Genomic DNA, 21,162 nt, shown 5'->3' with positions numbered 1-21,162 from the left:
CGCCCATGGCCCCGCTACCCGAACTCGTCATCGCCAACGGCACCGTCGTCAACGCCGACGGCCGGCGGCACGCGCACGTCGTCATCGCCGACGGCCGCATCGACGCCGTGGTCGACGCGGCCCTGCCCGTGCCGGCCGCCGCGCGGACCGTGGACGCCGCGGGGAAGCTGGTGATCCCCGGCGGCGTCGACGGCCACTGCCACGTGGCCCAGGTGACCGGCGGCTACGCCACGCTCGACGACTATGCGACGACGTCGACGGCGGCGCTCTGGGGCGGGACGACCACGATCCTGGACTTCGGCATCCCCCGCGACGGCACCGAAACACCGCTGGCGGCGGCCCGCAACAAGAAGGCCCTGGCGCGGCAGTCCCGGTGCGATGTGGCGCTGCACGCCGCGGTCGTGACCTGGGACGAGACCGTCCCCCGGCAGCTGGAGCAGCTGGCCGCCGAGGGCGTGCGGTCGGTGAAGATGTACACCACCAACCGCGGGTCCACCATGGCCGACGGCGACACCATCCTGAAGGTCATGCGGGAAATGGTGCGCCTGGACGGGCTGACATACATCCACGCCGAGCACGACCCGATCATCGCCGACTGCACGGCGGCGCACGCGGACTCCGGCCGGATCGGGATCGAGCATCTGCACCGCACCCGGCCCGAGCTGGCCGAGGAGGCATCCGTCCGCGAGGTGCTGGCCATGGCCGAGTACACGGGCGCGCCGGTGTACTTCGTGCACCAATCCACGCCCGGCGCCGTCGACCTGGTCACCGGGGCCCGCGAGCGCGGACAGCACGCGTTCTCCGAGACGTGCCCGCACTACCTGACGCTGGACGAGTCAGTCTACGGCGACAGGTTCCCGGAGTGGTACGCCTGCTGCCCGCCGATGCGCAGCGCCGAGACCGTCGCCGCCCTGCGGGACCGCCTGGCCGACGGCGCCATCCACACCGTCGCGTCGGATCACTCCTGCTACGACCTGACGCAAAAGCGTGCCCGCATGGACGACATCCGGGCCATGCCGCACGGGCTGCCCGGCGTCGAGACGCGCATGCCGGTCGTGTTCACGGCCCTGATGGAACGCCCCGGCGCGCGCGTGGAGGACTTCGTCCAGGTTTTCTCCACCGGGCCGGCGCGGATCAACGCCATTCCCGGCAAGGGCGTCGTCGCCGCCGGGTACGACGCCGACCTGGTGATCTTCGACCCGGCGGAGCGGCGCACCGTCGACGGGTCCCGGCTGCACATGGGCACCGACTTCTCCCCCTTCGACGGCAGGGTGTTGGCCGGCTGGCCGTCGTCGGTCATCTCGGCCGGCCGCGTCGTGGTCCATGACGGCGCCTTCACCGATCCCGGCCCCGTTGGCCGGTTCATCCATCGCACCGGCTTCTCCGCACGCGAGAGAGCCACCACCGCCGAATTCGCCCGAGCCTAGGAGCACTGAGATGTCCACCCCCACCCGCACCAAACGCATCGGCATGATCGTGCCGTCCTCCAACACCTGCCTGGAACCGCAAACCTACCGGATCCTGGGCGGGCGGGACGACGTGACCATCCACTTCACCCGCATCCCGGTGACACGCATCGCCCTCGACGATTCCTCCGACAACCAGTTCGGGCGCTCCGTCATGCGCGAGGCCGCGCAACTGCTGGCGACGGCGGACGTCGACGTCATTGCCTGGAACGGGACGTCCGGCTCCTGGCTGGGCGTCGACCACGACCGCGAGCTGGCCGCGGAGATCACGGCTGCCACGGGTGTGCCGGCAACGACGTCAACGCTCGCCTACCTGGCAGCGTTCGCCGCGTTCGACCTGGCACGGATTGCGCTCCTGACGCCGTACACGGCCGACGTCAACGCCGCGATCGCATCCTGCTACGCGGAGAACGGGATCAAGGTGGTCGCCGACCAAGGCCTGGGCCTGAGCGACAACGAGTCGTTTGCCCGCGTGACCGAGGACGAGCTGCGGCCCGGGTCCCTCGAGCTTGCGGCCGCCCGCCCGGACGCCCTGGTATACCTGTGCACCAACCTGTACGGCGCCGGACTGGCGGCCGAAGTCGAAAAACGGACGGACGTTCCGGTCCTCGACTCGGTGGCCGTCACCTTGTGGCACTGCCTGCGGTTGACCGGCGCGCCGCTGCTGGCCCCGACGTGGGGGCGGTTGCTCGGCTAGCCAGCCGTGGCCTTCGCGGCCCGCCCGGCACCGTCCCGCCCGGCACCCACGCCAACGGAATCGGCGGACAGCCGCTGCGCCAGCCAGATCGGCACGATCGAGACCAGGATCAGCACCACGGCGACCACGTTGACCACCGGGGCCTGGTTCGGGCGGAACAGGTTCTGCAGGATCCAGATCGGCAGCGTCGTCTCGCCCGCCCCGATCGTGAACGTGGTCACGATGATCTCGTCGAAGCTCAGCGCGAACGCCAGCAGGCCACCGGCCAGCAGGGCCGAGCGCAGCTGCGGGAACGTCACGAGCCGGAACGTCGTGAACACGCCGGCACCCAAATCGAAGGAGGCCTCCTCCAACCCGCCGTTCATGCGCCGCAGCCGGGCGATCACGTTGTTGAACACGGTCACCATGCAGAACGTGGCATGGGCGATGATCACCGTCCACATGCTCAACGACACGCCCAGGATGGTGGTGAACATGTTGTTCAGCGCGATGCCGGTGACGATGCCGGGCAAGGCGATCGGCAGGATCACCAGCAGGTTCACCACGTCCCGGCCAAAGAACTTGTAGCGTTGCAGCGCCAGGGACAGCAACGTTCCCAGCACCAGCGACACCGCCGTGGACACGACCGCCACCCCCAGGGACGCCATGAGCGCCTGCCGCACGCCCTCGGATTCGAACGCCCGCCCCCACCACTCGAGCGTGAACCCCTTCGGCGGCCAGCCGAACGTGCGGTCGGCGTTGAACGAGTTCACCACCACGAGCAGCAGCGGCCCGTAGATGAACAGCAGGACCAGGGCCGTCAAGACGCCGAGGACGGATTTTGCGCTTCGCGAGAGTCTCACGTCGAACCTCCTACAGGTTTTCCAGGGCGCCGGTGCGGCGGACGACGAACAGGTAGATCATGACGATCGCGATCGGGATCAGCGACACGGCCGAGGCGAACGGCAGGTTGTTCGCGGCCCCGACGTTCGCGTACACCACGGTGCCGAGCATCTGCGTGGTGCCGCCGACGATCTGCGCCGTGATGTAGTCGCCCAGCGACAGCGAGAACGTGAAGATCGTGCCGGCGATGATGGACGGCACCAGGATCGGCAGCATGACCAGGCGCATCGTCGTCCACGGCTTGGCGCCCAGGTCCCCGGAGGCCTCCAGCAGCGAATCGGGCACGCGCTCGAAGCCGGCGTGGATGGGCAGGATCATGTACGGCAGCCAGATGTAGGACAACGTCAGGATCACCGCCGTCTCCGAATACCCCGGGCTGTGCAGGCCCAGCGGCGTGCCCAGCCATTCCAGCAGCCCACCCTCCGCCAGCACATTCCGCCACGCGTACGCCTTGACCAGGTAGCTGGCCCACAACGGCATGAGCACGGCCACGACCAGCAGCTTCTGCCAGCGCTCGGTGGCCACCTTGGCAATGAAGAAGGAGATCGGCAGGGCGATGACCATGTCGATGACCGTGACGGCCAGCGCGATCCACAGCGTGCGCAGCGTGATGATCTGGTACACCGGGTCGGTGACGACCTGGACGACGTTCGCCAGCGTCCACGACTGGGTGACCTTGCCGGTGAACGTGTCAACGGTCCACAGCGCCGTGATGAGCAGTGCGGCGAGCGCGGCCACGTACACCAGCACCAGCCACCCGGCGGGGGCGGTCAGCAGCCCGGCGAGCCGCAGCCGCGGATGCCGGTGGAGCAGCGCGGAGAACGTGTTGGTGCGGGCACGGGGCACGACGGCGGTGCCCGGCGCGGTGCCCCGGCCCGGCCGGGTGCCGGGCTGAGTCTGTAGTGCCATGTCCTTGAATACCTTCGTCTAAAGGTGGTTGCTAGCCCTTGATCTCCGTCCAGGCCTTGGTCCACTCGGAGTAGTCGGTGCAGGTGGTGTCCTTGCGGCCGTCCAGGCAGGTGGCCACGGGCGTGGTCCAGTACCAGATCTTGTCCGCGTAGGATGCGTCGCCGGAGTGGTACGTCGCGCAGTGGTTCTTGTCCTCGGTCAGCGCGCAGGCCAACGGGTTCGCCGGCGACTCGCCGAAGTACTCGGCCACCTGGGCGTTGGCCTTGGGGCTGGCAATGTAGTCCAGCCACTTGTAGGAGCAGTTCGGGTTCTTGGTCTTCGCGCCGATCATCCACGTGTCAGACCAGCCCGTGGCCCCTTCCTCGGGCAGCACGGTCTCGACCTTCGCGCCGTCGGCCTTGGCGATGTTCGCCCCGACCTGCCAGGTGGTGCCGATGACGGTGCCGCCGGAGGCGAACGACTGCACGGACTTCACGACGTCGTTCCAGTATTCGCCCACGTTCTTGCGCTGGTCCTTGAGCAGCGACACGGCCGCGGCGAGCTGGTCCTTGTCCAGCGCGTACGGGTTCTTGATGCCCAGCTCCGGCTTGTGCTTCATCAGGTACAGCGCCGCGTCGGCGATGTAGATCGGCGAGTCGTAGGCGGTGACCTTGCCGGCGTTCTTGCCCGCGTCGGTGAACACGGAACTCCACGACGTCGGTGCCGGGCTGACCTTGTCCGTGCGGTACATGAGCACGTTGGCGCCCCAGCCGTGCGGCATGCCGTAGTTCTTGCCGTCCACGGTGTTCCACGCCTTGTCCTTCAGGAACGGGTACACGTCGGCGTAGTTTTTCAGCAGGCCCACGTTGACCGGCTGCACGTCGCCGCCGGCGATCAGGCGCAGCGACGCGTCGCCGGAGGCGGAGATGACGTCGTACTGGCCCGTGCGCATGAGCGTCACGGCCTCATCGGAGGTGCCGAACGGCTTGAAACTGACCTTGCAGCCCGTCTGTTCCTCGAACGGCTTGACCCAGTTGACCTTGGGGTCGTTGCTGCCGTCCTCGACGTAGCCGGGCCACGCCAGGATCGACACCTGCCCCTCCCCGTCCCCGATCGAGGTCTTCGCGACGGCGTTGCCGCCGCCGGAGGTGCCGCCGCCGGAGGTGCCGCAGGCGGACAGGGCCAGGGCCGCGACGGCCAGCGCCCCGGCCACTTTCAGCGATTTCTTGGGTCCCATGGTTCGTGCCTTTCGTAATGTGCGAATGATGATGGAAACGTGGTTCAGGCCGCGTCGGGCAGCCAGACGGCGTCCCGGTCGGCCCAGGAGACGGCGACGGAACGGCCAAGCAGGTCGTCGTCCGCGCCGGGCAGGTCCGCGCCCACCAGAACGACGACGGCGGGGCCGCCTTCCAGCGCCACGTGGACCTGGGTGGCGTGCCCCACGTAGACGACGGAGGCGACCGTCCCGCGGACGGCGGTGACGCCGTCGTCCGATGGCGTGGCGCCGTCCCAACCGATGGCGAGCCGCTCCGGGCGGACCACGAACTGGCCGCCGCGGCCGTACAGCCGGCCGGCGGCGTCGGCGCCGAACAGGTTCGAGGTGCCGACGAAGTTGGCGACGAACGGACCGGTGGGGCGCCGGTAGATCTCGTGCGCGGTGCCGGTCTGGGCGATCTTGCCGTTGTTGAACACGCCGATGCGGTCGCTCATGGTCAGCGCCTCCTCCTGGTCGTGCGTAACGAAGATGAAGGTGATGCCGAGCGAGCGCTGCAGCTCCTTCAACTCGAGCTGCATCTGCTGGCGCAGCTTCAGGTCGAGCGCGCCGAGCGGTTCGTCCAGCAGCAGCACCTTGGGCTCGACCACCAGGGCACGGGCCAGCGCGACGCGTTGGCGCTGGCCGCCGGAGAGCTGGGCGGGGCGGCGGGTCACGAACTTGCCGAGCTGGACGCGGTCCAGGGCCTCGACGGCGCGCTCGCGGCGCTCCTGCTTGGCCATGCCGCGCACGCGCAGCCCGTACGCGACGTTGTCCAGCAGCGACATGTGCGGGAACAGCGCGTAATCCTGGAACACGGTGTTGACATCGCGCTGGAACGGGGCCATGCCACTGACGTCCCTGCCCTCCAGCTCGATGGTGCCGGAGGTGGGCAGGTCGAACCCGGCGATCAGGCGCAGCACGGTGGTCTTGCCGGAGCCGGACGGGCCGAGCATGGAGAAGAACTCGCCCTGCCGGATGTCCAGGTCGACGCCGTCGACGGCGGCCGTCTCGCCGAATCGCTTGACGAGGTTGCGCAGGCGGATGGCGGGGACCTCGGCGGTGCCGGACGGTGTGGCTGCGCGGTCGCCGCCCAGGACGGTCTGGCTCATGGTGCGCCTTTCGTGAGGCGGGCCGACGGGGTCGACTCGCGTGTTTCTGAAGCGACGCCCCCGGCACGTGATGCAGGGCACATCGGGTTGACGATCACAAACACTATTACATAGGAGGATTTATGTATAGACCTGGTCATAAACTTCTGGTTACGATTGCTGCACGGCGCACCGAGCGCCGCCAGGCACCACCCGGGGAGGGAACCGCATGTCGCTGTCACCCCTGGGCGCGTCGCGCAGCCTGGCCGCCGTGTTCCTGCCCATCAAGTCGGGCGGACTCGTGGACGAGGTGTGCCGGCGCATCGAGCTGGCCGTGGAGACCGGGCTGCTCACCAGCGGGCAGCGGCTGCCGAACGAGATCGAACTGGCCGGGGCACTGGGCGTCTCCGCCGTCACCACCCGCGAGGCGCTGTCCCAATTGCGCGGCCAGGGCCTGATCCGCACCGTGCGCGGGCGCAGCGGCGGCAGCTTCATCGCCGACGACGCGCTGCCCTCCCCCGAGCGGGCCCGGGCCCGGTTGCTGGACCTGACCAGGCTGCAGATCAGCGACCTGGGGCTGCACTGGCGGGCCATCGCCGCCACGTGCGCGGGGGTTGCGGCCCGGCGCTCGGACGCGGCGGACATTGCCTCGCTGCGCGGCTACATCCGCCCCGCCGCCGGGGACGGGCAAGGGGCGACGGCCCTGGCCTGGCGACTGTCGGCGTCGGAATTCATGCTGGAGGTCGCGGCCGTGGCCCGCTCCGCCCGGCTGGCCAGGGAAATCCTGCGCCTGCAGGCGGATATGGGAACATTGACGCTGCTGCCGTTCGGCGACCCGGCGTTTTGCGAACACATCGCGGAATTGAGCGAGGCGGTGACGGCGGCCATCGAATCACACGATTCCGGCGCAGCCGAGGCCCGCACGCGCGAACTGATCCAGACCACCACCAATTGGCTGCTGGCCGAACACGCGGCCGGCCAGGCACACACCCCCGGAACCACCGAGGAAGAGGCTTCATGAACGGCAACGACGCCGCGCCGGCCACGGCCGAGCTGCGCACCCTCGTCGAGGGCATTGAAGGGCGCATCGACGACTGGGCCGCCGCCACCACGCGATGGCTCAACGACGCGGGGAAGCTTTCGGGTTCGGCCATCGACAAGTTTGTCCGCCCCACGGTCTCCGACATGTTGCTGGCGCCCGGGTCGAACGTGACGGGCGCGGGCTTCATCGCTTCGGCCGGCCTGCTCGGCCCGGACCGCAGCTACATCGCCTGGTGGCAGGGCGAGGACCTGGAACGTGTGGACGCGCTGGCGAACTTCAGCCCGCAGTCGATGAGCCGGTACGTGGGGGCCGAATGGTTCAAGGTCCCCGTGGCCACCCGGCGCCCGCATGTCACCGGACCGTACATCGACCTGCTGTGCACGGACGAATACGTGCTCACGTTCACCCATCCGGTGTTCCGCGGCGACGCCGTGGCCGGGATCGTGGGCCTGGATGTCACCGCCCAGACACTGGAGCGGCGCGCCCTGCCACTGTTGCGCCGGATCGGCCCCCGAGCGGCGCTGGTCAGCGCCGGCGGCCGAACCATCGTCTGCGCGGCACCGGATGTGGACGCCGGGGATGTGATCGGCCCGGCGGAGGGCGCCGCCGCGACGCCCATCGGGCGCAGCTTCACGCTGCTGGCCGCGGCGGCCGTGGCGTAGGCAGGCCCGCTCCGGCGTTTTGCAGGGGTGTCACGGTATGTTAACAGCTCAACCATCGGCAACCCTGGTGCGGCGGGAGGAGGTGGCCCATGCCGGCACGGAAACGGCGCAAGGCGCCGGCGGCGCCGATCACCTCCGTCGCGCCCGTCGCCCGGGTCCGGCGGATCCCGGTCGCCGACCTCGCCGCCCACCTGCTCGACCCCGGGCGTGACCGGACCGCCGTCGTCATCTCGCACAAGCGCCAGGACCCGCTCCATTTCGACGCGGACCGCATAGCCGGCATCCTGGGCGACGCCGTCGACGTCTTCGAGGTCGTCGACGGCGCGGACACCCGGGCCTTCGAGAAACTCATGCCGGCGCAGACCCACGTGTTCGGCGTCGCCGCCCGCGTCTACGCACCGGACGCGTCATGGCAGACACACCCGCACCGGAGCGTCCTGCGCCTCCCGCACACCGCGGAGGACGTGGAACGCCTCACCGAGAAGCTGCGCCATGACGTCAGTGCCACCGCGTGGCATGCCCAGGACACCGCCGCCCTGCCGGTGATCCGCCCGGACGCCACGCGCGCGACGGCGCGGGGCCCGGCCCGCGTCACGGCGTCGGTGAAGGAGTTCAACGCGAACGGGACCACCGCCGTCGTCGTCCTCGTCGACGGCGGCGGCTCGGCCGAAATCCACGCCGACGACCTCTTCCCGTCCATCCCGCTCGACTGGATTCTGTCGGTCGGGCAGGTGCTGACCGGCACGCACAACCCGGCCGACGGCACGTTCGACGTCTCCGCCCTGGCCCACGGGCGGCCCACGTTCACGGCCGTCTACCGGGACGGGCAGCTGGCCCTGGCCCGCGTCGTCGCCGTCCGCCCGGCCGAGGCCCGGTTGCAGTTCTGGCCCGGGACCGAGTTCACGATCGGCATCGGGCAGATCTCGTCGAACGAACTCGACTCCGCCCAGGACCTGCTCACCGAGGGCGAGGTGGTGTGCGTGCGCGTGCAATACGTCGCCGGCGAGGTGGCCTTGAGCATGCTGGACGTGGACGACGACGAACCGGTCGTCCCAGCCCCGGCGCTGGTCCCCGGCGGACCGCCCTGGCTGGCGCTCGACCGCCCGTATGCGAGCCTTTTCGCCCCGGCCGCCCGCCGGCCGGACCCCGCCCCGGTGCTCTCCGCCGCCGAACGGAAGACGGCGTTGCAGACCACCCAGCGGCAGTTGGCCACGGCCCAACAGGCCATCGCCGCGCTGCAACTGCAACTGGACAAGCGCGGCGCCACCGATGAGGTCGCCGCCGCGCTGCAACGCCAGCTCGAGGCGGAGCGGTCCAAGAACGACGACCTGGCCCGCCTATACAATGACGCCGTGCACCGGGTCGACGAGCTGAAACGCGAATTGGCGTCCTCGAAGTCGACGATCGTGGACCTGCGCAAGAAGCGCCGCACGGCCAGCTCGCGCTCGGATGCGGCGCCCGCGCCCGCGTTCACGGACCCGGCCGACCAGTTCCGGCACGAGGTGTACCTGGCGTGGGCGGACCAGGTGCCGGCCGTCGACAAGGACGCCGAAACCCTGGGCGTCCACGCGTTGGGCAACTATTCGCTCGGCGACGGCTTCCTGTCCAGCATCGCCGCGCTTCCCGCCCCGCGCCGCGCGAAGGTGCTGCGCGCCGTCGTCGACCTCGTCGCGAACCGGGACGGTCCGCTGCACAACCGCGAACCGCACTGGCTGCGGCAAAACGAGGGCGCCCACGCACCCGCCGTGCAGCGCGGCGGGGACGTGTGCTGGCGGCTGTACGTCGAGCAGAAGGCCCCGGCCGCGCTGCGCCTGCACTACTGGAAGCTCAAGGACGGCGGCATCGAGCTGTCCCGCGTGGTGCTGCATGACGATCTGAAACCGTAGCCCGCCGTCCTAAACTGGTGTGGGTCTCGACGAGCTCGACCACCGGTGGTCGAGCTCGTCGACCGGTGGTCGAGCTCGTCGAGACCCGGCTCAACCGACCATCGCGGCGCTGCGCTCCCACAGCCGCCGGGCCAGGTCCGGATCGCTCGCCGCCGGGGACGACTTGGCGATGCGGCGCTTGGCGTAGTACTCGCCCGGCACCCAGTCGACGCCCGGCACGGTCGAAGCCAGCCACACCAGCGTGTCCGCACCCTGTTCCGGGGTCAACAGGAACCGCTTCGCCATCGGCATCTGGGCCATGCGCATGGAGCTGGTGGATCCGTGCGCGAAGCTGGTGGCCACCGTGCCCGGGTGGAACGCCGCCGCCGCAATCCCGTGGTCCCCGAACCGGCGCTGCAGTTCCCGGGTGAACAGGATGACGGCCACCTTGGCGTTGCCGTACGCCGCGTTCGTCGCATACTTGCGCTCCGCGTCCAGGTCGTCGATGTCGAAGCGGCCGAAAACCCTGTGCGCCCTACTAGAGGTGTTGATGACAGTGGCCCTGCTCTCCACCAACCGGTCCATCAGCAGCGTGGTCAGCAGGAACGGCGCCAGGTGGTTGACCTGGAACGTCTTCTCGTGCCCGTCCACGGTCACCTCCCGGCGCCCCATGACGCCGCCGGCGTTGTTGGCGAGCACGTCGATGCGGGGGTAGGCCGCGGCCAGCTTCCCGGCCAGCTCGCGCACCTGGGCCAGGTCGGCGAAGTCGGCCGTGAACGAGTCCGCCTCCAGCTGCTGCGCCACGGCCGCCGTCTTTGCCGGGGACCGGCCCACCAGCACCAGGGTGTCCGACGGATGCGCCAGCATGCGGGCAGCGGCCGCGCCGATCCCATCACTGGCGCCGGTGATCACAACGGTTCGATTCATCAGGGCTTCCTTGCCTGTCGAGGGTCCTTGCGCCGAACGCTAACGCCCCCGCATGTGTTCCCGCTGTGAATGCTGGACACAACACGACCCATCTAAAACCATTGAGTTGCACATGAAGTCAACCCGGGAGCCTCCCATGAACACCGTCAGCGACACCATCGAACGCCAGATAGACATCGACGCCACCGCATGGAGCAGCGAAACGGCGTGACGGTGGTGCACGACGACGCCCACGGCTCATTCCCGATCCGCACCGTTGCGCCGCGCGAACCGGACTACGCGTCGTACCGCTGGGACCCGGTCGGCCAGCCGGCCGACGCCGAGTCCGACTGGCCGGCCACCGCGACGCTGTGAGCGGGACCGGGCAGGCCGCCCGGCCGGGTTCCGACCACGGCCGCGGCCAGGACCGCGGCCGCACGCCGCTGGGACGCGCGCTTGGCGGAATCGCCGGTGATTGAGCCTGCCGGTGATTGAGCCCGTCGAAATCACCCCCGGGTCTCGACAAGCTCGACCACCGTCTCGGTGATTGAGCTTGTCGAAATCCCCGGCCTCGACAAGCTCGACCACCGTCTCGGTGATTGAGCCTGCCGAAATCCCCGGCCTCGACAAGCTCGACCACCAGGGGCCTCGACAAGCTCGACCACCGGACCCGCCCTACCGGATGACCACCCGGAACTCCGCCTCCTGCGGTGCCAGCCGGTACCGCGGCAGCACGCCCGGCCCGCAGGACGCGGTGCCGATGCCGTGCACCAACGCGTCGAGCGTCAGGTGCACGAACCCGTCCGGCACCAAATCGGGCGTGTGGTTCGCGGCCGCGAGGGCGGCCTGCGACCACGGCCGGGCCGTGAACCCGAAGTCCTCGCCGCGGAACTCCAGTCCGCCGGCGGGACCGCGCAGTGCCAGCGCCGTGACGCCGGCCCGCAGCCCGTTCTCCTGCGGCCGCACGTAGGGCACCTGCAACTCGTCCAGATCGGCCGTGAACCAGCCCAGCCGCTGGGCGTACCCCGTGTCCGGGTACCTCGGCCCGGGCCCGAACCCGGTCCACGATACGTCCCGGAGAGCACCTGGGAGCCGGAGGTCAAACCCGACCCGCGCCCAGGTCCGGCCCCACCCCTCGGACGGGAGCACGTGCGCCCGCAGCGACAGCGCGTCCCCGTCGCTCAGCCACGTATACGTGACGTCCACGTGCTGCCGGTCCACCGGCACGCCGTAGCGGACGCGCACGACGAGCGCCCCGCCGTCGTCCCTCATCGACACCAGCCGGCCGTGCAGCAGCGGCAGCCGGCTCGCCGCCCACCCTTCGTGGTCCCGCGCTCCCTCGTTGAACCAGTCCTTGCCCATGTCGTTGTCGGTGGGCGCGCGCCACAGGTTCAGCCGCGGCCCGTCGATGGCCAGGCCCCTGAATTCCGCCAGTTCCCCGGTGGCGCGGCTGAACGCGGCCGGGCCCAGCCGCACCAGCGCGCCGTCGAGCACGGGCGCGGCGTCGCCCGTCACCTCCGGCACGGGGGCGGCGGGCGACCCCTGCTGGCACCATGCGATCTCGTGCCCGGCCGGCGCCCAGGCCTGGTCGCCGGCCAGCACGGCCGCGACGGTCAGCACCCGCTCCGGCGCGCGCAGCGCCGTCGCCTCCTCGGGAAGTCCGACGGCGGCCCGCTCCCCTGCCGCCGTGGCCGGCACCTCCACGGGGCCGGATCCCAGCACGCCGCCGGGCCCCGTGACCGTCCAGGTGAACGCGAGCTGCGACAGGTCCGCGAACGTGTACGCGTTGCGGACCTCGAGCACGGCCCAGGCCTCGTCCACGGCCAGCTTCACGGGGGCGATCACGGCCTTGAGGTCGAGCAGGCCCGGGCGCGGCTCCAGGTCGGCGGAGACCAGGCCGTCGATGACGAAGTTGCCGTCGTGGACCGTTTCGCCGAAGTCGCCGCCGTACGCGAAGTAGGACACGCCGTCCGGGGTCTGTCGGCGGATGCCGTGCTCGATCCACTCCCACACGAAGCCGCCCTGCAGCCGCGGGTACGTCTCGAACAGGTCTTGGTAGTCCCGCAGGCCGCCGGGGCCGTTGCCCATGGCGTGCGCATACTCGCACAGGATGAACGGCAGTCCGCGGCGGTGCGCGTCCTGGGCGGGGTCGGCCAACGGTTCCTCCTGCCGGCGTCCGATCAGCTCCACCTCGGCCGGGGACGGGTACATGCGCGAATACACGTCCACGTACGTGGACGCCCAGTCACCCTCATAGTGGATGGGGCGGTCCGGGTCCCGCCGCCGGCTCCATTCGGCCATGGCGGCCAGGTTCTCGCCCCGGCCGGACTCGTTGCCCAGTGACCAGATGAGCACGCTGGGGTGGTTCTTGTCCCGCTCCACGGTGCGCGCCATCCGGTCCAGCAGGGCGTCTCGGTGGGCCGGATCGGCGCTCGGGTTGCCCTCCCAGCCGGCCTCCTCGAACCCGTGGGACTCGTAGTCGCATTCGTCGATGAGGTAGAAGCCGAGCTCGTCCGCCAGGTCCAGCAGGTCCGGGTGCGGCGGGTAGTGCGAGGTGCGGATCGCATTGATGTTGTGCCGCTTCATCAGGTGCAGTTCACGGACCAGGCGCTCGTGCGGGACGGCACGGCCCAGGTCCGGGTGGTGCTCGTGCCGGTTGACGCCCTGGAACAGCAGCGGCCGGCCGTTGAGCCTGAGCTGGCCCGCGGCGACCGTCACCGTGCGGAAGCCCACGCGCAGGCGCACCGTTTGCACCGCCGTCGTGATTTCCAGGCCATACAGCCGCGGCGACTCCGCGCTCCATGGCGCCACCGGGCCCACATTGACGGCCGGCCCGCCGGCGGCCAGGTCCGCGGCGAACCCCAGCTCCGCAACGGTCACCCGCGCCCAGGGCAGGGGCGGATCGAGCTCCACGCGCAGCGCCCCCTGCCCGTCCGCCGTGTAGCCGGCGTGGACGAACACGTCCCGCACGGCGCCCTCCGGGTGGGCCAGCAACGTGACGTCGCGGAAGATGCCCGGCAGCCACCACTCGTCCTGGTCCTCCAGGTAGCTGGCGGCGCAGAACTGGGCCACCCGGACCACCAGCACGTTGGCCGTGGCGCGCAGCACGCCGGTGACGTCGAATTCGTGCGGCAGCTTGGCCCCGCGGGTGGTGCCCAGCAGCGTGCCGTTCAGCCAGACGGTGCCGGCCGAGTCGATGCCGTCGAAGCGCAGCAACGCCCCGGCCAGGAAGTCGGGGGACGCGTCGAAGTCCAGCCGGTGGTCGCCGATCTGGTTCGCGTCGGGGGCGTGCGGCGGGTCGAGCGGGAACGGGAACACCACATTCGTGTAGGCGGGCCGGCCGTGCCCGTGCAGGTTCCAGTTGGACGGCACGGGCAGGTCCGCCCAGGCCGCGTCGTCGAAGTCCTCGGCCTCGATGCCCTCGGGCGCGCCCGCCAGCGACGCGGCCAGGTGGAACCGCCACGTCCCGTTGAGCGACCGCGCGGGCAGTCCCGAGTCGAAACGGGCGCGGGGCCGGATGCTGCCCGTATCGGGGCCCGGCGACGCAAGGTCGACGACGGTGTTGTAGCGGCTGGCGGAGAGGTCGGTCGAAACTTCCACGGGCATGTCCTTGCTCTGGTTTCGGTGGGGGGACGGTCCTTGCTACTGTTGGCCGATCATCCTGGCGACCTTCTCCTCGAGCGAGGCGATGGTCACGTCGGGCAGCACGATCAGGCCCTCGAGTTCGCGGCGGGCGCGCTTGTAGGCCGTCTGCCGTTCGGCCGGCGACGCCGCTTCGTCCTCGGCCAGCGTGACGAGCTTGCGGGCCGTGGCCAGCCGTTGCCGTTCGGGCTCGTCGAACCCGGTGTCCCGGATGCGCTTGGCCTCCCGTTCGGCCACGTCGAACGCCACCTCGAAGTCGGTCACGGCCTTGCGGTACTCCTCCAACCGGGTGCGCGTGGCCACCTCGGCCGGGTCCGCGGGTCGCACGCGGTCCGCCTCCCGCTTGGCGCGCAGGAACGCCACGGTCAGGGGCTCGCGCACATCGGTCATCATGGGGAAGTCGATCAGCTTGGCGACGTCCAGTTCGTAGTCGAGCCACCGCCGGTTGACGGCGTCGTGGTCGGCCAGCAGCTTCTCGACTTCACCGGGCGCCACGTCCGGCACGGGGGCCGGCGACGGCGTGACAGGCTGCGGGTGCTTGAGCCGGTACATCTCCATCCGGTGCTGGTGCCGGCGTTCGTTCGCACGAGACACCGCTTTGGCCCACCCGCCCGCCATGCCGGCGAGGGGGAAGACCAGCCACCAGAAATGACCCGCGAAGTTCCAGAAGTCCTGCACGTCTTCATCCTGCCACCCCGGGGCGCTCCGTGCGACGATGTCAGGCCGGTGGGCCCACGGTCCCGAGGGCCCCGGAGCGAGGGCCCACGGTCCCGAGGGTCCCGGAGCGAGCTTGCGAGCTCTGGGAGGGACCGGGGACTTGCGAGCTCTGGGAGGGACCGGGGATCACGTCGTGACGAGGAAGTGCCAGCCCAGCCACCACACGAACACGAGCAGCGTGATGCGTGCCGCCCGCGGCGCCAGCACGTGGGTGAGCAGTTCGCCGAGCCCGGCCAGCCGGTCGGGGCGCAGCCGGGCGGCGATCACCAGGGCCACGCCCATGACGGGCACCAGCACGTATCCGGCGACGACCATGGCATGGATCATGGGACTGGTCCGCCCTGGCGACCTGCCCGCACCATGGCCGCGCACGCCACGAGCCACAGCGCCGTCATGAACCAGCGGCTGGAATCGGCGGCGAACAGCGGCCCGAGCAGGTCCGACAACTGCGGATACGTCACCTCGCCGTCGGGCACGAAACGGTCGATGAAGTAGGTGCCCAGCTCCCAGATGCACAGGAAAAGCACGACGCCGGACCACAGGTACGCGGCCCGGCGCACCCGCCGCCGTGGTTGGCTCCCGGCGGTGGCCGGGCCAGGCGGTGGCGCGGCCCGTAGCGATGGCGGTGATTGCGCTGCCGGGATGTTTTGCGGCCACGCCAGGACCAGCATGACCAGCCCGGCCAACGGGACGACGAACGGTATGCCCGTTCCGGCGGCCGGCTCCCAGACGACGACGGCCCACACGACGGCGGCCACGAATGCGGCGGCGCCGGCCACCACCCACCGGGACACGCGGTACGGGGCCGTGACGGGCGTGGCATGCCGGGTCGCGGCGCGGGTGCCCCGGCGCCGGGCCCGGCCGAAGGCCCGATCGAGTGCCAGGTCGAGTGCCAGCAGCACGCCGACCACCAGGTAGATCCACCCGTCGGCCGGAACACCCCGGTAAAAATGGAACACGGCGGTCAGGAACAGGACCGCAATCCACGGCGCGGAAGCCCACGGCGAGGCCCGGCGCGCCCCGGCGGCCGGTCCGGCCCGGCGGGTCTGGCGCCGGTGGTTCGATTCCGCGTGGTTCGATTCGGCCCTGCCAACCATGGAGCCAGTTCACCACGGCCCCGCGGCCCGCGCCACCCACGCGGGCGGGCGTCACTCGCCGCGAGCGCGGCCGCGGCCGCGCACCCAGGCGGGCACCGGCGTCGTACATTTCCGTCCGCGACGCAACGGTGGACGGAGGCGGGAGCCGGGGCTACATTGGGAACCGCGCGCACCGAACAAGGAAATCCCCCCGGGGATTCCAGCTGGTCCACAACAGCGAAGGACTCAAAATGTCGTACAAGGTTGGCGTTTTTGTCGGTGGCCTGTCCAAGGATTCCATCAACCGCAAACTGGCAAAGGCGCTGTACAAGCTGGCGCCCGGCACCCTCGAACTCGTGGAGATCCCGATCCGCGACCTCCCGCTGTACAACCGGGACTACGACGCCGACTACCCGCCGGAGGGCCGGGCGCTGAAGGACGCGATCGCCGGCGTGGACGCGCTCATGTTCGTCACGCCCGAGTACAACCGGTCCATTCCGGGGGCGCTGAAGAACGCCATCGACTGGGGGTCGCGGCCGTGGGGGCAGAACTCGTTTGCGAAGAAGCCGTCGGCCGTGATCGGCACCTCGCCGGGGCAGATCAGCACGGCCGTGGCGCAGCAACACCTGCGCAGCATCCTGTCCTTCGTGAATTCACCCGAGATCGCGCAGCCGGAGGCATACATCCACTTCACCGAGGGCCTCATCACCGACGACGGCGACGTGACCGTGGCGTCCACGGAGGAGTTCTTGCGCAACTGGCTCAACGAGTTCCACATCTTCATCACGAAGGTCGTGGGCGCGCAGAAGATCGTGCCGTAGCGGGCTCCTCGGTGATTGAGCCTGTCGAAATCCCCGGTCTCGACAAGCTCGACCACCGGAGCTACGTTTCGGGTCCTCGATGCCTGCCGCGGCCCTGGGCCGGCACGATCGCCGTGGCGAAGCCGGCGAACGCGGGCCGGCCGGGCGCCTCGGCGCCAAAGATGTGGTGCACGCCCAACGTCAGCCCGCAGTCGGCCAGAAACGCCCGAACCTCCTCCCGGGCCGGCACACTGCCGCCGAGGGCGAACCGCATCGGTTCGCCGGCTGCGGCCAGCGCGGCCCGCGAGTACCTGTACACGGCCGAATCGCTGCCGAGCATGCGCGGCGAGAGGTAGTCGAAGGCCACCGTGGTCCCGGCGGCGCCGGCCGCGATCCGTCGCAGCGTCGCGGTCACGGCCTCGCGGTCCAGGTACATGGTCACGCCCTCCCACACGAAGAATGTGCGGACGGACGGGTCGAACCCGGCGGCGACGAGCCCCTCCAGCCAGTCCTCGTGCAGGAAGTCGGTGCTGACGAACGTCACGTGGCCGGAGGCGACGCCGAGCGAGTCGAGCATGCGGCGCTTGAGTGCCTGCGTGGCCGGTGCGTCCACCTCGAAGCAGCGCGGCGGCGCCCCGTCGGGCAGTCCGTAGCAGCGGGTGTCGTTTCCGGCGCCGAGGATGACCAGTTGTTCCGTGGCATTCCGCCCCGCGTCCAAGGTCTCGTCCAGCGCCTCGTCGATGTACGTGGTGCGTGCGGTTGCCTCGTGCCGCATGGAGGGGTGTTCCTGGCCGGGGCGCACCCGGTATGGGTACGCGTAGACCTGGGGCACATGCCCGGTCACTTTGTGCCCGAGCAGCGTCGCCGCCGAAGCCAGCCGCAGGGCCGGCCGGGACACGTTGGGCAGGTTCGTCATCAGGCCGGAGGCCGTCACGTCGCGCCGGACGCCCAGCTGGTGCTGCATGTACCGCGTGTACAGGGAGGCCAGTGCCGTGGCCGATTCGCCGGTCCGGCGCGCGTGCACCAGCGCCTTGCCGATGAGCCAGGCCATGCCGACCGCCGTCAGCGGCAGGTACACCGCCTGGATGGCCCGGAACCACCACCGCCGCCACGAAGCGTCCATGGGCACGAGCGTACTCCCCCGACGCCGCGGCCACTCCGGGCTTGCCGCGGCTACTCCGGGCTTGCCGCGGCTACTCCGGGCTTGCCGCGGCCCGCGGCGTGGCAGAATGAAAGCGAACCGCCATGGCAGTGAACACGAACAGACCCGCGCCGACGGCATCGCCCGGCCTCGATCAGGCGTCCCCCACGAAAAGGCCCGTGGCTCGCACACCCAAGGGCCCCACGTGGCCGTCCCGGCGCGTGTTCCTGTCGGTGGCGGGCGCCGCGGCCGTCACCGCGTTCCGCGCCAACATCGCCGGCGACTACGTGCTCACGGACCGCACCAAATTCCGCGTCACCACCCCGGACAATGCGGGCAACACGGCGGCCGCGGCGCTGTTCCCGGGCACCGCCTGGTACCTGCTGGGCGGGTTCCGGGTCGGCTATCGGCAGGCCGTGGACAAATTGGCCGCCCTGCAGCCGGCCATGAACCTGCGGGCGCCGGCCTCGGTGATCAGCTACTCCAACGACGGTATCGACGTGGCGCAGCTGTTCATCGCCATCCAGCGCGACGCGTTCGCCCGCAAGATCACCAAGGCGTACCTGTACGGCGACAGTTTCGGCGGCATGGTCGCGGCCGTGCTGGCGCCGTTGCTGGAACAGAACGGCATCCACGTGAAGCTGATCGTCATGGGCTCGAGCCCCAGCAGTGTCGCGGACGTCCTGGATCCGGGCAAGGAGTACATCTCGCTGGCCGGGGCCGTGGTGCCGTACCTGGGGCTGGTGGGCCGGTTGGCCGCCGGCGTGTGGAGCGGGCTGGCCAACCCGAACGGGCAGGACATGTACGACGCCGCGCGTGCGGGGGTGCGCCGGTCGTTCGACCCGAACAACAACTCCCTGATGCTGAGCACCAGCCAGGGCACGTTCCTGGATGCGTTTCCGGCCCAGTTCGACGGCGGCATCTCACACACCACCGGCATCGGGCTGCTGTACGATCCCGAGGATTTCATCGTCAACGCGGCCCAGGCGATGCGCGGTTGGCGGCGTTTGCTGCCGGACAACCAATTCTTCGAGTACGACCTGCCGCACACCGGACACGCCAGCCCCGAGTTCCACCCGGAGCTGTACCGGACCGGGCTGGGCGTGCTGCAGGACATTCTCGACCCGCTGCCGCGCCCGGCCCCGCCGGTTCAGCCGATCTTCTGACCGGCCTGCACCTGGGCAAGGAGCTGTTCGAAGGGCAGCGATTCCATGGCCGCCGCGTCCCGGGCTGCACGCGTCTCCTTGTGCCCCGCACCCATGGCGGAGCCGAAAGCGCCGGTGCCCGCCGCCGTCGTGCTTCCACCAATACCGGCGGTGAGGACGGTGGCGAGTTCGCCGGCGGCCTGGGCGATGCGGTGGTCGAGGCCGCCGCCGTCGGAGCCGCCCCAATCCTCGGGCGAGGCGTATACGGCCGTGGGCATGGTGCGGGCGCGCAGGTAGCTGAACAGCGGGCGGATGGCCATGTCGAGCACCAGCGAGTGGCGTGCGCTGCCGCCGGTGGCGCCGAACAGGACGGGCATGCCGTCGAGGAATTTGGGGTTGAGCACGTCGAAGAACGACTTGAACAGGCCGCTGTAGGACGCGCTGAACGTGGGCGTCACGGCGATCATGGCGTCGGCGGCGCCCACGCGGGCGATGACGTCGGCCAGCGCGGGGCCGGCATAGCCGGTGACCAGGTTGTTGGCGATGTCGCCGGCGTAGTCGCGAAGTTCGACGACGTCGAGCACGGCTTCGGCGCCCAGCTCGCCCAGTTGGGCGGAGACGGCGGCGGCGAGCTGGTCCGCGAGCATGCGCGTCGAGGACGGGGAGCCGAGGCCGGCCGAGATGACGACGATGGTGCGCTGCATGGTGTTTCCTTACTTCCGTGTTCTTGCATGGGTTCGACGACCCTCGCCGACTCATGCGTTTGCATCTAGTTTGCTCAACGGGCTCGCCTTCGGGGATATTCCCGCATGGTGTTCGGCTCTGTTGTGGATAACTTCTGGCACGTCGGCGCGTTCTGGGCTAGGTTGGGGACCAACTCAGCCGGGGCCCGCGACGAGGCGGCCCGCACTGGAATCCTGATGGGGGCTTCCATGACGAACACGGGGACACTGGTCCGCGCTCGACGTTCTGTTGGCCTACGGAGCGTGCGGCGATACTCGCTGGCCGTGGCGGCATTGGCCGCCGCCACCCTGGCACTGGCCGGGTGCGCCGCCGGTGGCGATCCGGGTGGAGTTTCCGGCGGCACGGCCGGGGCCAGCGCGAGCAGGACAGCCGCGCCCCCACCACCTTCCCCCACACCCACGCCGGCACCGGTGTACAGGCCGGCCTCGGCCAGCGGCCCGGCCCAGAACGTCCCGGTCCCGGTGCTGCCGGCCGCGNCCGCCACTGGTACGCCACCCTCGGCTACGCGTACGAGACCGGCGACATGACACCCATGATGGCCATCACCGTGCCCGAGTGCGTGACGTGTGCACGCGTGAAGGAATCGGTTGTCGGCTGGCACTCGAAGGGCCGCTGGATCGTCGGGGGCAAAATGGCTGTCAAGAGTTCCCAATCGACGTTTACGCGCACTCCGGACAATCAGTACCAGGCGATAGTCATGGTCCAACAGGAGGAAACCTCGTTCTACCGCGCCGATGGTACGAAAAAATCGACCTACCCGGTCAAACCCGCCCGTGGTGACATCGTCGTAGCAAAGTACGAATCAGGCCGATGGACCGCACTCACGGCGGAACACCTGAGCAAGGACTGACTTCGAAAATGCGCCGGCCAATTCTTCCAGTGGTTCTTGTTTCGGTACTTGTCTTCTGCTTGGCTTCCCCCAATGAACCTGCCACTGCTGGCACCGACTCCGAGGATCCCATCGAGGCCGTTTGGGAGAGTGGCGGCATCGACACCAGTGGCTGGCAGCAGTTGCCTGGCAGCGACGGTATGTGGGGCCAGCCACCTGTACCCGCGGCGGGGAACGACCCCTATGTCTACAAGTACGAGACGGCGTGCCTGGCCGGGGACAATGCGATCTACCCGGCCTGTGCGGCCGCGCTGCCG

At 70.0% G+C, this 21,162-nt stretch carries 20 protein-coding genes and 1 pseudogene; 10 read left to right on the top strand and 11 right to left on the bottom strand.

What is annotated here, in order from left to right:
• Positions 1 to 5 precede the first annotated feature (5 nt).
• The gene (locus EJC77_RS07545) at positions 6 to 1,427 is read left to right on the top strand and encodes an amidohydrolase family protein (protein WP_125611229.1); all 1,422 of its coding nucleotides are present in this window, start codon (positions 6 to 8) and stop codon (positions 1,425 to 1,427) included.
• 10 nt (positions 1,428 to 1,437) lie between these two features.
• Positions 1,438 to 2,163 (top strand): maleate cis-trans isomerase family protein, encoded by a 726-nt coding sequence (locus EJC77_RS07540; protein ID WP_125611227.1) that lies wholly within the window; start codon positions 1,438 to 1,440, stop codon positions 2,161 to 2,163.
• Here the strand turns inward: EJC77_RS07540 and EJC77_RS07535 are convergent.
• Genes EJC77_RS07535 through EJC77_RS07520 form a run of 4 tightly spaced genes read right to left on the bottom strand, consistent with a single transcriptional unit; the run spans position 2,160 to position 6,297 of the window.
• Positions 2,160 to 3,005: an ABC transporter permease gene (locus EJC77_RS07535; protein WP_125611225.1), complete on the bottom strand. Its 846-nt coding sequence runs from the start codon at positions 3,003 to 3,005 to the stop codon at positions 2,160 to 2,162. The genes EJC77_RS07540 and EJC77_RS07535 overlap by 4 nt on opposite strands.
• Before the next feature lie 10 nt (positions 3,006 to 3,015).
• Positions 3,016 to 3,954 carry an ABC transporter permease gene (locus EJC77_RS07530; RefSeq protein ID WP_125611223.1) on the bottom strand — a complete coding sequence of 313 codons (939 nt, stop codon included), beginning with the start codon at positions 3,952 to 3,954 and terminating at the stop codon, positions 3,016 to 3,018.
• Positions 3,955 to 3,985: 31 nt separating this feature from the next.
• The gene (locus tag EJC77_RS07525; RefSeq protein WP_125611221.1) at positions 3,986 to 5,170 is read right to left on the bottom strand and encodes an ABC transporter substrate-binding protein; all 1,185 of its coding nucleotides are present in this window, start codon (positions 5,168 to 5,170) and stop codon (positions 3,986 to 3,988) included.
• 44 nt (positions 5,171 to 5,214) lie between these two features.
• Positions 5,215 to 6,297: an ABC transporter ATP-binding protein gene (locus EJC77_RS07520; RefSeq protein ID WP_125611219.1), complete on the bottom strand. Its 1,083-nt coding sequence runs from the start codon at positions 6,295 to 6,297 to the stop codon at positions 5,215 to 5,217.
• 208 nt (positions 6,298 to 6,505) lie between these two features.
• Between EJC77_RS07520 and EJC77_RS07515 the strand changes: the two genes are divergently transcribed.
• From EJC77_RS07515 to EJC77_RS07505, 3 genes are all read left to right on the top strand, one after another.
• Positions 6,506 to 7,297 (top strand): FadR/GntR family transcriptional regulator, encoded by a 792-nt coding sequence (locus tag EJC77_RS07515; RefSeq protein WP_125611217.1) that lies wholly within the window; start codon positions 6,506 to 6,508, stop codon positions 7,295 to 7,297.
• Complete coding sequence (locus EJC77_RS07510) at positions 7,294 to 7,980, top strand: cache domain-containing protein (RefSeq protein WP_125611215.1); 687 nt, start codon at positions 7,294 to 7,296, stop codon at positions 7,978 to 7,980. The genes EJC77_RS07515 and EJC77_RS07510 overlap by 4 nt, the downstream gene beginning before the upstream one ends.
• 89 nt (positions 7,981 to 8,069) lie before the next feature.
• Complete coding sequence (locus EJC77_RS07505; RefSeq protein WP_125611213.1) at positions 8,070 to 9,866, top strand: hypothetical protein; 1,797 nt, start codon at positions 8,070 to 8,072, stop codon at positions 9,864 to 9,866.
• A 90-nt stretch (positions 9,867 to 9,956) separates the two neighbouring features.
• Here the strand turns inward: EJC77_RS07505 and EJC77_RS07500 are convergent, their stop codons facing one another.
• Positions 9,957 to 10,772 carry an SDR family NAD(P)-dependent oxidoreductase gene (locus EJC77_RS07500; RefSeq protein ID WP_125611211.1) on the bottom strand — a complete coding sequence of 272 codons (816 nt, stop codon included), beginning with the start codon at positions 10,770 to 10,772 and terminating at the stop codon, positions 9,957 to 9,959.
• 189 nt (positions 10,773 to 10,961) lie between these two features.
• Between EJC77_RS07500 and EJC77_RS20325 the strand changes: the two genes are divergently transcribed.
• Positions 10,962 to 11,126 (top strand): hypothetical protein, encoded by a 165-nt coding sequence (locus tag EJC77_RS20325; protein ID WP_164520345.1) that lies wholly within the window; start codon positions 10,962 to 10,964, stop codon positions 11,124 to 11,126.
• A 300-nt stretch (positions 11,127 to 11,426) separates the two neighbouring features.
• On the opposite strand, the gene EJC77_RS07495 is transcribed toward EJC77_RS20325, so the two are convergent.
• The 4 genes from EJC77_RS07495 to EJC77_RS07480 all read right to left on the bottom strand — a co-directional run bounded on the left by EJC77_RS07495 (position 11,427) and on the right by EJC77_RS07480 (position 16,207).
• The gene (locus EJC77_RS07495; protein ID WP_420820305.1) at positions 11,427 to 14,351 is read right to left on the bottom strand and encodes a glycoside hydrolase family 2 TIM barrel-domain containing protein; all 2,925 of its coding nucleotides are present in this window, start codon (positions 14,349 to 14,351) and stop codon (positions 11,427 to 11,429) included.
• A 42-nt stretch (positions 14,352 to 14,393) separates the two neighbouring features.
• Positions 14,394 to 15,071, bottom strand: a complete 678-nt coding sequence (locus EJC77_RS07490) for a hypothetical protein (protein WP_125611207.1) — start codon at positions 15,069 to 15,071, stop codon at positions 14,394 to 14,396.
• Between the two features lie 165 nt (positions 15,072 to 15,236).
• Positions 15,237 to 15,437, bottom strand: a complete 201-nt coding sequence (locus EJC77_RS07485) for a DUF6186 family protein (protein ID WP_125611205.1) — start codon at positions 15,435 to 15,437, stop codon at positions 15,237 to 15,239.
• Positions 15,434 to 16,207 carry a hypothetical protein gene (locus EJC77_RS07480; RefSeq protein WP_125611203.1) on the bottom strand — a complete coding sequence of 258 codons (774 nt, stop codon included), beginning with the start codon at positions 16,205 to 16,207 and terminating at the stop codon, positions 15,434 to 15,436. The genes EJC77_RS07485 and EJC77_RS07480 overlap by 4 nt, the downstream gene beginning before the upstream one ends.
• 230 nt (positions 16,208 to 16,437) lie before the next feature.
• Here EJC77_RS07480 and EJC77_RS07475 point away from each other — a divergent pair, with 230 nt between their 5' ends.
• Complete coding sequence (locus EJC77_RS07475; RefSeq protein ID WP_125611201.1) at positions 16,438 to 17,007, top strand: NADPH-dependent FMN reductase; 570 nt, start codon at positions 16,438 to 16,440, stop codon at positions 17,005 to 17,007.
• Between the two features lie 61 nt (positions 17,008 to 17,068).
• Here the strand turns inward: EJC77_RS07475 and EJC77_RS07470 are convergent, their stop codons facing one another.
• Positions 17,069 to 18,109: a class I SAM-dependent methyltransferase gene (locus EJC77_RS07470; protein ID WP_205786970.1), complete on the bottom strand. Its 1,041-nt coding sequence runs from the start codon at positions 18,107 to 18,109 to the stop codon at positions 17,069 to 17,071.
• A 197-nt stretch (positions 18,110 to 18,306) separates the two neighbouring features.
• Between EJC77_RS07470 and EJC77_RS07465 the strand changes: the two genes are divergently transcribed.
• Positions 18,307 to 19,293 carry a hypothetical protein gene (locus tag EJC77_RS07465; RefSeq protein WP_125611197.1) on the top strand — a complete coding sequence of 329 codons (987 nt, stop codon included), beginning with the start codon at positions 18,307 to 18,309 and terminating at the stop codon, positions 19,291 to 19,293.
• Here EJC77_RS07465 and EJC77_RS07460 read toward each other — a convergent pair.
• Positions 19,278 to 19,976: an FMN reductase gene (locus EJC77_RS07460; protein ID WP_125611195.1), complete on the bottom strand. Its 699-nt coding sequence runs from the start codon at positions 19,974 to 19,976 to the stop codon at positions 19,278 to 19,280. The genes EJC77_RS07465 and EJC77_RS07460 overlap by 16 nt on opposite strands.
• Before the next feature lie 105 nt (positions 19,977 to 20,081).
• Between EJC77_RS07460 and EJC77_RS21325 the strand changes: the two are divergent.
• Together EJC77_RS21325 and EJC77_RS20650 are read left to right on the top strand one after the other, a co-directional pair.
• A pseudogene (locus EJC77_RS21325) lies at positions 20,082 to 20,866 on the top strand (DUF6318 family protein).
• A gap of 8 nt (positions 20,867 to 20,874) precedes the next feature.
• Positions 20,875 to 21,162, top strand: a 288-nt coding sequence (locus EJC77_RS20650) for a hypothetical protein (RefSeq protein WP_205786968.1), incomplete at its 3' end; no start/stop codon positions are given.

The sequence above is a fragment of the Specibacter cremeus genome (genome assembly GCF_003946885.1).
In the GTDB taxonomy this organism is placed as follows: domain Bacteria; phylum Actinomycetota; class Actinomycetes; order Actinomycetales; family Micrococcaceae; genus Specibacter; species Specibacter cremeus.
Note: the sequence above shows the minus strand (reverse complement) of the source record. Positions and strands in the feature narration are given on the sequence as shown.